Below are 10,171 nucleotides of genomic sequence, written 5' to 3' on the forward strand. Positions count from 1 at the left end.
CCCGGACAGGAACTTGGCCACCGCGCGGCCGACGTCGGTCGGCTTGAAGCGACGGCTATCGAGCAGCACGTACTCGCGGCCCAGCAGGGTCTGGATGATGCTGGCGTAGGTGGACGGACGGCCGATGCCGTATTCCTCAAGGGTCTTGACCAGGCTGGCCTCGGAGAAGCGCGGCGGGGGCTCGGTGAAATGCTGGTCGGCCAGGATGTCGGTGAGGGACACCACGTCGCCCTTTTCCAGACGCGGAAGGCGACGCTGTTCTTCGTCGTCTTCGTTCTTGGCGTCGCGGCCTTCCTCGTACACGGCCAGGAAGCCCGGGTCGACGATGGTGGTGCCGGTGGCGCGGAAGCTGGAATCGCGCAGCGCGAACTCCACCGACACGGTGTTCATCGTGGCGTGGATCATCTGGCAGGCCACGGTGCGCTTCCAGATCAGCTCGTAAAGCTTGCGCTGATCGTCACTGAGGTAACTGGCGACGCTACGCGGCGTGTGCATGGCGGAGGTGGGACGCACCGCTTCGTGCGCCTCCTGCGCGTTCTTCGACTTGCTGCGATACACCTGCGGCTGGTCCGGCAACGCCTTGGCGCCATAGTCGCGCTGGATCAACTCGCGAAGCTCGGTGACCGCGTCAACGGAGAGTGCCGTGGCGTCGGTACGCATGTAGGTGATCAGGCCGACAGAGCCCTCGGCACCCAGCGGCACGCCTTCGTACAGGCCCTGGGCCACGCGCATGGTGCGGCTGGTGGAGAACCCGAGCTTGCGCGCGGCTTCCTGCTGCAGGGTGGAGGTGGTGAATGGCGGCGCGGGGCGCCGCTTGCGCTCGCGGGAGGTCACTTCGCTGACGGTGAGCCGGCCCTTGGCCGCCTCCAGCAGGTGTTCACGCGCGGCGGTGGCATCGGCCTCGTTGGTGAGGTCGAACTGCTCGAATTTCTTGCCGCGAAGCTGGGTAAGGCGGGCGGTGAAGCCACCCTCGGCGTGGGCGAGGTCGGCGGTGACCGACCAGTACTCGCGTGCCTTGAAGGCTTCGATCTCTTCCTCGCGCTCCACGATCATGCGCAAAGCCGGCGACTGCACGCGCCCGGCAGAAAGGCCGCGCTGCACCTTGCGCCAGAGCACTGGCGACAGGTTGAAGCCGACGAGGTAGTCCAGTGCGCGGCGCGCCTGCTGCGCATCGACCAGGTCGTGCGACAGGCGCCGTGGGGATGCCACGGCCTCCTTGATCGCACGGGGGGTGATCTCGCTGAAGACCACCCGGTGCATTTCCTTGCCTTCCGATATGCCGCGCTCACGCAGGATCTCGCTGATATGCCAGGAGATCGCCTCGCCTTCGCGATCCAAGTCGGTCGCGAGATAGATGGAGTCGGCCACCTTGGCCGCCTTGGCGATGGCCTCGACGTGTTTCTCGTTGCGCTCGATCACCTCGTAGGCCATGGCGAAGCCGCGGGACGGATCGACCGCCCCCTCCTTCGGCCGCAGGTCGCGCACATGGCCGTACGAGGCCAGGACGTGGAAGTCCTTGCCGAGGTACTTGTTGATCGTCTTGGCCTTGGCGGGCGATTCGACGATGAGGAGGTTCTTGGCCATTGACTTGCGATCCTGATGAAGCGTATTCGCGTGGGCGCATGCCCATGCACATATATCTAGTTGGAAGCACACTGTTACCGAACGTGTCAAGCCTTATCGCGACGGCAGGCGCTGGTAACGATTCCCGGGCAGCGTGGCGACGATGTCCTCCAGCTCAAGCATCAGCAGCATCGAGGCAAGAGATGTCACTGGCAGTGACGTTCTCGTGACCAGGTCGTCCAGGGACACCGGATCGTCGCCCATCGCGGCCAGCAGGCGCAGGTAGTCGGGGTCGTCACGCCAGGCCGGTGCAGCCGTGCCACGGGGCTTGGGGGCCTGGTCGCTACCCAGGCGGGCGGCCAGTTCCCGGCCCAACTCGAGGGCGGCGGGAGCCAGCACCCGCACCACGTCGTCGGCCCGCCGCACCAGCCGGGCGCCATCGGCGATCAACTGGTGGCAGCCTTCGGCCAGCGGATTGTGGATGGATCCGGGCACGGCGAATACCTCGCGGCCCTGCTCGGCGGCGAAGCGGGCGGTAATGAGGGAACCTGATTTTTCCCCGGCCTCGATCACTAAAGTGCCCAGCGACAGCCCGGCGATGATCCGGTTGCGCCGGGGGAAGTGGTCGGGCCGTGCTGACGTGCCGGGCGGAAACTCGGTGGCCATGGCGCCCTGGTCCACGATCACCCGTGCCAACGCCAGGTGCTTGCGTGGATAGACACGGTCAGGGCCGGTGCCCACCACGGCGATGGTCGGCCCGCCGGCTTCCAGGGCCGCTGTGTGGGCCGCGCCGTCCACCCCGTCGGCCAGGCCACTGGTGACCACCAGGCCCGCGGCGGTGAGGTCGCGGGCGAAGGCACGGGCATTGGCAAGGCCCACGGGCCCGGCGCTGCGCGAGCCGATCACCGCCACCTGGGGCCGGAGCAGCAATGAAGCATCCCCGGCCACCCACAAGACCACCGGGGCCGGCGTGATGCCCTCCAGTTGGGGCGGAAAGTCTTCGTCGGTGCAACGGAGCAGCCGGTGTCCGGGTTCGGCCATCCAGGCAAGATCGGCTTCGATCCTTGCCTCATCCGGAGCGGCAAGCCATGCCACACCCGCGCTGGCCAGGCGGTAGGTTTCCGGGCGCCGTGCCAGGCGATCCAGCGCCGAGGAGGCGCTGCGGCCGGCATCCACCAGCAGCTGGCGAAGGCGGGAGGCGGAGAGGCCTGGCGTGCGCAACAGCAGCAGCCAGGCGCGATCATTGTCGAGGTCGGCCATCGGCTCGAGTCTAGAAAAAAAACGGCGCGGCCAGGGCCGCGCCGTCGTGTCAGCCGTGGCGGTTGGCGTTACTGCGGGGCCACCAGGTTGTCGCCCTTATGGATCGGCCGCAGCCCGTCCATGATCAATCCGTAGCTGACCTTGTCGAAGGTGCGGAACACCATCACATGGCCGCCGTATTCATCGGGAAGCTGCACATCGCGGCCGCTGCCACGGATGAAGCTGTCATGCCCGACGTCGTCGGGGACCTTGTCGCCCTTGCTCATGATGGTGAACGTCGTGCCGTTATCGACGCCATCGCGGGCGCCGACCGACAGCACCACCACCTGCTTGCTGCCGACAGCGGCCATGGCATCACTGGTGAAGGCGATGACCTTGCCGTTGGCCGGCATGGCCTTGGGCGCATGCGGATAGTAGTAAGGATCGTAGGGATGGTCGTCGACCGGCAGCAGGCGGTCGCCCGGGCGGACTTCCCGGGTGGAGTCGACCAGCAGCAACGAGGCCGGATCACCTTCCTTCAGGAGTTCGGCGGTGCCGATGACGGTGACCTCGGTACCCAGTTCATCGCCGCGGCCGGTGTGTCCGTCGTGGCGGGTGTCCTCGGCCCAGGGAGAGCTTTGCATCTGCACGCTGGCGTCGAGCTCGTCCCCGACGATCGGGCCGATCGAGCCGTCGCCCTCGTCGTCGAAGCCCCGGAAGATGTGCGTGGGACGGACCACCGCGAAACGCTGGCCGGGACTGCCGACCAGGTCGCCGCGGACGTAGATCTTCTGCCCCGGCGTGGCACGCAGGCGGCCCTCTTCCGAGGCCATCACGTAGGGTGCGTCCTTGACCGCGTCCGAATCCATCACCCGCATGTCCTTGAGGAAAATCTTCAAGTCTTTCAGCGGGATGGCCGTGATCGCCTCGTCGTCCTCGCGGACGCGGGGCTGCAGGCCAAGGTGCGCCCTGCCGCCTTGCATCGACAGGTTCAGGACGTCGCCCGGGTAGATCAGGTGTGGGTTTCGGACCTGCGGGTTGGCCTGCCAGATTTCCGGCCAGAGCCAGGGCTTCTGCAGGAACTTCGCCGAGATGGCCCACAACGTATCGCCCCGGCGCACCGTGTAGGTGTCAGGATGCCCGTCGCGTAGCTGCGCAGCCGCCGCATAAGCGGCCACGGTAAAAAACATGCTGCCCAGCAGCACGGTGAGCTTCTTGATCATGACGGGTTTTCCCCCTTCCCCGGTTCCAGCGCGAGTGTAGCTTATTGGTTAAACGCTGCAAGATGAAGATCTTGCGGCGACAACGTTACAATGGACCCGACTTTACCCGCAGGCATGGCTTGGATTTCGCCGACCTGCCCGCATTTTTTCGGCTCCACCACCCCTTTTCTGTAGCTGCTACGTGCCCAGGTGCTCTTCGTGTCCGTCCTGACCATCATCGAATACCCCGACCCGCGCCTGCGCACCGTTGCCGAACCTGTCACCGTGTTCGACGGGGAACTGGCCACCTTCGTCCAGGACATGTACCAGACGATGTATGAATCCGATGGCGTAGGCCTGGCCGCGACCCAGGTGAACGTGCACAAGTGCGTGCTGGTGGCCGACATGAGCGCCGAGCGCAACGAGCGCCTTTGCCTGATCAACCCCGAGATCCTCGAGAAAGACGGCGTCCAGGTGTACCAGGAAGGCTGCCTGTCATTCCCGGGTATCTATGCCGACGTCACCCGCGCACTGAAGGTGAAGGTGCGCGCGCAGGATGTCACCGGCGCCGAGTTCATCGTCGAAGCCGAAGGCCCGCTGGCGGTGTGCATCCAGCACGAGATGGACCACCTGGCCGGCAAGGTCTTCGTCGATTATCTCTCGCCGCTCAAGCGCAGCTTGCTGCTCAAGCGCATGGAGAAACAGCGCCGCCAGGCGAGCTGACGGTGCCTGCCCAGCCGCTTCGGATCGTTTTCGCCGGCACCCCGGATTTCGCCGTACCCTGCCTTGCCGCATGCCTTGCCAGCGGCGCGCAGATCGTGGCCGTCTACACGCAGCCAGACCGCCCGGCCGGACGCGGGCGCAAACTCAGCCCCAGCCCGGTGAAGCTGGCCGCGCTCGATGCCGGCATCACGGTGGAGCAGCCGGAATCGTTGAAAGACGATCTCGTGCGCGCACATCTGGCCGCCTACCGGCCCGACCTCATGGTGGTGGTGGCCTATGGGCTGATCCTGCCACGCAAGGTACTGGCGGTCCCGCGCCTGGGTTGCTGGAACGTGCACGGTTCGCTGCTGCCACGCTGGCGCGGCGCGGCTCCAATCCAGCGTGCGGTGCTGGCCGGCGATGCGGAAACCGGCGTCGACCTCATGCAGATGGAAGCGGGCCTGGATACCGGCCCCACCCTGATCCGCCGTACCACGCCGATCACCCGCGACGACACCGGTGGCAGCGTGCACGACCGCCTGGCTGGGCTGGGCGCCGAGGCGCTTGCCGAGGGATTGGCGCGTGTGATGGCGGGTGAAGCACTCACGCCCACCCCCCAGCCCGCCGAGGGCGTCACCTACGCCCATAAGCTGGACAAGGCTGAAGCGCTGCTCGACTTCAAGCTTCCAGCGATTGACCTGGAACGCAAGGTACGTGCCTTCAATCCATGGCCCGTGGCCGAAGCGGATATTGCGGGCGAACGGGTGCGCGTCTGGGACGCGCATGCGCTCGACCGGGACGATGCCAAGCGGGGTCAGAGTCAATACTCTGACCCCCAGACCTCGCCAGGCTCCGTCATAGCCGCCTCGCGCCAGGGCATCGACCTTGCCAGCGCCCAGGGCGTGTTGCGCATCACGTCCGTGCAACGCGCCGGCGGCCGCCGCATCGCGGCAACCGACTATCTCAATGCACGCACCGACCTGCGGACACCATAGAGTCATGGCGCGCAAGCCGCCCACGCCAACCGACACCCGCGCCCTGGCGGCGCTGGCCCTTGCCGAGGTCGCCCTGCATGGCAAGTCGTTGCGTGACGCGCTCGATCGCCACGCCCGGGCCCTGCCCGACAGCCGCGACCGCGCCCTGCTAACCGCCCTGCTCAACGAAGGCGCGCGTTGGTGGATCCGCTTCGATGCCGCCCTCGACATCCTGCTCGAACGTCCGTTGCGGCAAAGCGAACCGGCGGTCCACGCCCTGATGGTGATTGGCCTGGTCCAGCTTGAAGTGCTCGAGATGGCGCCGTATGCCGCGGTGGCGGCCACGGTGGAAGCCACTCGCGCGCTGCATCGCCCACGCCACGCCAACCTCGTCAATGCCGTGCTACGGCGTTGGCAGCGCGAACGCGAGGCCTTGCTGGCGCGCCTGGATGCAGACCCGGCCACGCGCAGTTCGCATCCGGCCTGGCTGGTCCAGGCCATCCAGGACGACTGGCCGGACGCTGCCGCAGCGGTGCTGGACATCGCCAATCTCGAACCCCCACTGATGCTCCGGGTGAACCGCCGGCGGGCCCGGCGCGAGGCGGTGATCCAGGCGCTGGTTGGCGATGCCCACGAGGCCCATGCCCACCCCTGGCTTGCCGACGCCATCGTGCTGCCGCACAGCACCGACGTCACCCGCCTGCCCGGTTTCGACGAGGGCCTGTTCGCGGTGCAGGATGGCGCGGCGCAGATCGCCGCCGATGTGCTGGACCTCGCCGACGGCCAGCGCGTACTCGACGCCTGCGCGGCCCCCGGTGGCAAGGCCTGCCACGTACTCGAGCGCGCCGACGTGACACTGGTAGCCGTCGAGCACGACGTGCACCGCGTGCCGCGGATCGAACAGAACCTGGCACGACTGGGCCTGGTCGCGCAGGTGCTTGCCGGCGACGCCGGCGAGCCCTCGTCATGGTGGGACGGCAAACCGTTCGACCGCATCCTGATCGATGCGCCGTGCTCGGCCAGTGGCGTCATCCGGCGCCGGCCCGACGTGCGGCTGCACCGCCGCCCTTCGGACATTGCCACGCTGGGTTTGCAGCAGCGGCGCATCCTGGCAGCGTCGTGGCCGCTGCTGTCCCCTGGCGGCCGCCTGGTCTATGCCACGTGTTCGCTGCTGCGTGCCGAGAACGAATCGGTAATCGGCGATTTCCTGCGCGACACGCCCGACGCACGCATCGTGCCCTTGACGCTCGCCGATGGCCGGCCAGCCATGGCGGGGTGGCAAATTCTTCCCGGCGATGGCGACCTCGACGGCATGTACTATGCAGCGCTTACCAAGGTGCCCGACTGACGGGCCAGGCGCCCGATGGTCCAGTCGACTCCAAACCGCTTGAAGATCCAGCTGATCGCGCGCGACAACGGCGCCGGACTGACGCGCGACCTTGCCGTGCTTGCCGACGTGCTCGAAGCCTCCGGCTGCGAGGTTACGGTACGGGCGCTCGGCCACCGTGGCCGCATCGGCACGGCACTGCGTATGGTGAAGGCGAAGATCAGGCGGCGACTGAAGCTGCGCCCACGCTTCGACATCAACCTGATGCTCGAACGGGTACGCCCGGAATTCTTCGGCAGTGCGCGCCATGAGGTGCTGGTACCCAACCCCGAGTGGTTCAACGACATCTGGAAACCGTTCCTGCCGGCGTTTTCCCTGGTGCTGGCCAAGACCCGCCACGCCGAACGGATCTTTGGCGAACTGGGCTGCCGCGCCCGCTATGTGGGCTTCGTGGCACCGGATCGTTACCGCCCGGGCCTGGTGGCGTCCCGCGCCGGATTCCTGCATGCGCCAGGCCGCAGCGGCAACAAGGGGAGCCACGCGCTGCTTGAGCTTTGGGCGGCGAACCCGCACTGGCCGATGCTCACCCTGGTCTGGCGGCGCAAGCGCGTGGACATCGACCCGCTTCCGGCCAATGTCATCTGGCGCCGGGAATACGTGCCTGACGACGAACTGCTACACCTGCAGAACACCTTGCGCTTCCATCTGTGCCCGTCGCGCACCGAGGGCTATGGCCATTACCTTGCCGAAGCGCTGGGTGCCGGCGCCGTCACCATCACCACGGACGCCGAGCCGATGAACGAACTGGTGACACCCGAACGCGGCGTACTGGTCAAGGCCCACCCCTCAGGCAAGCAAGCCCTGGCCACGCTCTACGACTTCGAGCCCGAGGCCATGCGCCAGGCCATCGAACACTGCCTGGCGATGGAACCGGCGGAAGTGGCGCGGTTGGGCCGGACCGCCCGGACCTGGTTCGAAGACAACCGCCGCGATTTCGCCACCCGGCTGCTCGAGGCCCTGCATGGGCTCGATTAAACGCCGGGTGCAGTTGATCGCGCGCGACAACGGCGCCGGTCTTTCGCGCGACCTGCGCCTGCTCGAAGGCATCCTTGCGGATTTCGGCTACCGCGTGGTGGTGCTCAGGCTGGGTAACCATGGCCGACTGTCGCATCGCCTGTACCGCTTGGGCGTTCGCCTGTGGCGGCTTACCGGCGGATGGCTGCGTGGGAAGGGCAACGCCCGCTTCGACCTGAACCTGATGATCGAGCAGGTGCGGCCTGAGTACCTCGGGCAGGCGCGCCGCAATGTGTTGCTACCCCACCCGGAATGGTTCAACCAGGCCTCACGCCGCGCCTTGCCCGGCATCGACCGCGTGCTGGCCAAGACACGCCACGCTGAACGCCTGTTCCGCGAGCTGGGCTGCGACACCGAATGGGTGGGTTTCTTGGGCGCCGACCATCGCCGCGTGGGCGAACAGCACCGTCGCCGGGAATTCCTGCATGGGCCGGGTGTCAGCGGCAACAAGGGCAGCGACCGCCTGCTCATGCTGTGGAACCGGCATCCGGAATGGCCCAGGCTCACCCTGGTGTGGCGCCGCAAACTCGAACACCCGCCAGCGGTGCCGGCAAACGTCACCTGGCTCACCCACTACGTCTCGCAGGATGAACTGCTGACACTCCAGAACGACATCCTGTTCCACCTTTGCCCCTCGCAAACCGAGGGCTACGGCCATTACCTGGCTGAATCGGTAAGCACCGGCAACGTGGTGATCACCACGGATGCCGAACCGATGAACGAGCTGGTCACCACCGGGCGCGGCGTGTTGGTGGCGGCCCATGCGGTGGGCATGCAGGACCTCGCCACGCTGTTCGATTTCGACGACGCCGCGATGGAAGCGGCGATCGAGCGCTGCATCGCCATGGATGACGCGCAAGCCACGCGCCTTGGCACGGCGGGGCGCGCATGGTACGACGACAACCGACGCGGTTTCCTCGACCGCTTCCGGCACGCCCTGGACAACCTGATGGCCCAGCAACCATGACCACCGTGCGCATTGTCGCCCGCGACAACGGTTTTGGCCTTTCCGGCGAGATTGCCACCTTGCGCCACGCGCTGGACGAACTCGGTTGCGATGTCACCGTGCTTTCACTGGATGAGGCCGCCGAACACGAACGCTGGCGCCTGGGCGGCAAGCGCCTGCGATCGCGCCTGCTGGCCCGATGGCACCGGCGCCCGCGTGGCGATCAGGTCGATATGAACCTGATGTTCGAGCACGTATGGCCGGCGCAACTGGGCATGGCCCGGAAGAACATCGTGCTGCCGCATCCGGAATGGTTCGACAGCAAGGACGTGCGCCACCTGCCGTGGGTGGACCAGGTATGGACCAAGACGCGCCATGCCGGCGACCTGTTCGCACCCTTCGGCCGTCCGACGCGCTTCATTGGCTTCGATAGCCGCGATCGCATGGATCCTTCCGTGCCGCGCGAACGGGCATTCTTCCACCTGGCCGGGGCCAGTCCGCTGAAGGGCACGCTGAGGCTGATGCACGAATGGGCCGCCAACCCGGACTGGCCCACGCTTACCGTGGTGCGCAACAAGCCGGGACCGAAGGATCCGCACGCGCCCAATATCCGCGTGCTGGCCGGCTACCGCGAAGAGTCGGAGCTGCAGCATCTGCAGAATGCGCACCTGTTCCACCTGTGTACTTCGCGCACCGAAGGCTATGGCCACTACATCACCGAGGCGATGAGCGTGAGCGCCGTGGTGATTACCGTGGACGCGCCGCCGATGAACGAACTGGTTACATCCGAACGCGGCCTTCTGGCCGCCGCCACCGCCGGCGACACGCATTCCCTCGCCACACTGTACGACTTCGACAAGCCCGCATTGGCCACCTGCGTGGCGCATGCAATGGCGATGGACGAGGACGACATCGCGCGGCTTGGTGGCGCCGCGCGGGCCTGGTTCGTGCAGAACAAGGCCGGGTTCGGCGAGCGCCTGCGGACCGCGCTGGCAGGCGTGAACGCCTAGCCGACCGCGAGCGACGCGCGCAGCGGCTCGTATCTCTCCGCGCGCATGCCATCGAGCTGGATGACGGCGTCGGCGGCTTCCTCGATATGGCAGTCGAGGCCGCGCAAGGCCCGCACCGTGCCTTCGGCCCGTGT

The 10,171-nt window shown here is 67.0% G+C and carries 9 protein-coding genes; 6 read left to right on the top strand and 3 right to left on the bottom strand.

Translation table 11 applies throughout. From position 1 onward, the window contains the following. The 3 genes from topA to VK519_RS05465 all read right to left on the bottom strand — a co-directional run. Nucleotides 1–1,584 (bottom strand): type I DNA topoisomerase (topA, locus tag VK519_RS05455; RefSeq protein ID WP_324348117.1); only part of this gene is annotated, 1,584 nt, incomplete at its 3' end. A gap of 93 nt (nucleotides 1,585–1,677) precedes the next feature. Continuing rightward, entirely contained in the window at nucleotides 1,678–2,823 is a 1,146-nt protein-coding gene (dprA, locus tag VK519_RS05460; RefSeq protein WP_324348118.1) for a DNA-processing protein DprA, read from the bottom strand. A gap of 68 nt (nucleotides 2,824–2,891) precedes the next feature. Continuing rightward, nucleotides 2,892–4,025: a LysM peptidoglycan-binding domain-containing protein gene (locus tag VK519_RS05465; RefSeq protein ID WP_324348119.1), complete on the bottom strand. Its 1,134-nt coding sequence runs from the start codon at nucleotides 4,023–4,025 to the stop codon at nucleotides 2,892–2,894. A gap of 198 nt (nucleotides 4,026–4,223) precedes the next feature. On the opposite strand from VK519_RS05465, the gene def reads away from it, so the two are divergent. From def to VK519_RS05495, 6 genes are read left to right on the top strand one after another with little or no spacing between them, the layout of a single operon-like run. Next, the gene (gene def / locus VK519_RS05470) at nucleotides 4,224–4,727 is read left to right on the top strand and encodes a peptide deformylase (RefSeq protein ID WP_324348120.1); all 504 of its coding nucleotides are present in this window, start codon (nucleotides 4,224–4,226) and stop codon (nucleotides 4,725–4,727) included. 2 nt (nucleotides 4,728–4,729) lie between these two features. Then, a complete protein-coding gene (fmt, locus tag VK519_RS05475; protein ID WP_324348121.1) occupies nucleotides 4,730–5,701 on the top strand; it encodes a methionyl-tRNA formyltransferase in 972 nt (323 codons plus the stop codon). Between the two features lie 4 nt (nucleotides 5,702–5,705). Continuing rightward, on the top strand, nucleotides 5,706–7,028 hold the full coding sequence (gene rsmB / locus VK519_RS05480) for a 16S rRNA (cytosine(967)-C(5))-methyltransferase RsmB (RefSeq protein WP_324348122.1): 1,323 nt from the start codon (nucleotides 5,706–5,708) through the stop codon (nucleotides 7,026–7,028). Nucleotides 7,029–7,067: 39 nt separating this feature from the next. Continuing rightward, a complete protein-coding gene (locus VK519_RS05485; RefSeq protein WP_324348123.1) occupies nucleotides 7,068–8,042 on the top strand; it encodes a glycosyltransferase in 975 nt (324 codons plus the stop codon). Beyond that, on the top strand, nucleotides 8,029–9,048 hold the full coding sequence (locus VK519_RS05490) for a glycosyltransferase family protein (RefSeq protein ID WP_324348124.1): 1,020 nt from the start codon (nucleotides 8,029–8,031) through the stop codon (nucleotides 9,046–9,048). The genes VK519_RS05485 and VK519_RS05490 overlap by 14 nt, the downstream gene beginning before the upstream one ends. Continuing rightward, nucleotides 9,045–10,037 (top strand): glycosyltransferase, encoded by a 993-nt coding sequence (locus VK519_RS05495; protein ID WP_324348125.1) that lies wholly within the window; start codon nucleotides 9,045–9,047, stop codon nucleotides 10,035–10,037. Before VK519_RS05490 ends, VK519_RS05495 begins: the two co-directional genes overlap by 4 nt. The last annotated feature ends 134 nt before the right edge of the window (nucleotides 10,038–10,171 follow it).

The organism is Pinirhizobacter sp. (genome assembly GCF_035317885.1).
In the GTDB taxonomy this organism is placed as follows: domain Bacteria; phylum Pseudomonadota; class Gammaproteobacteria; order Xanthomonadales; family Rhodanobacteraceae; genus Pinirhizobacter.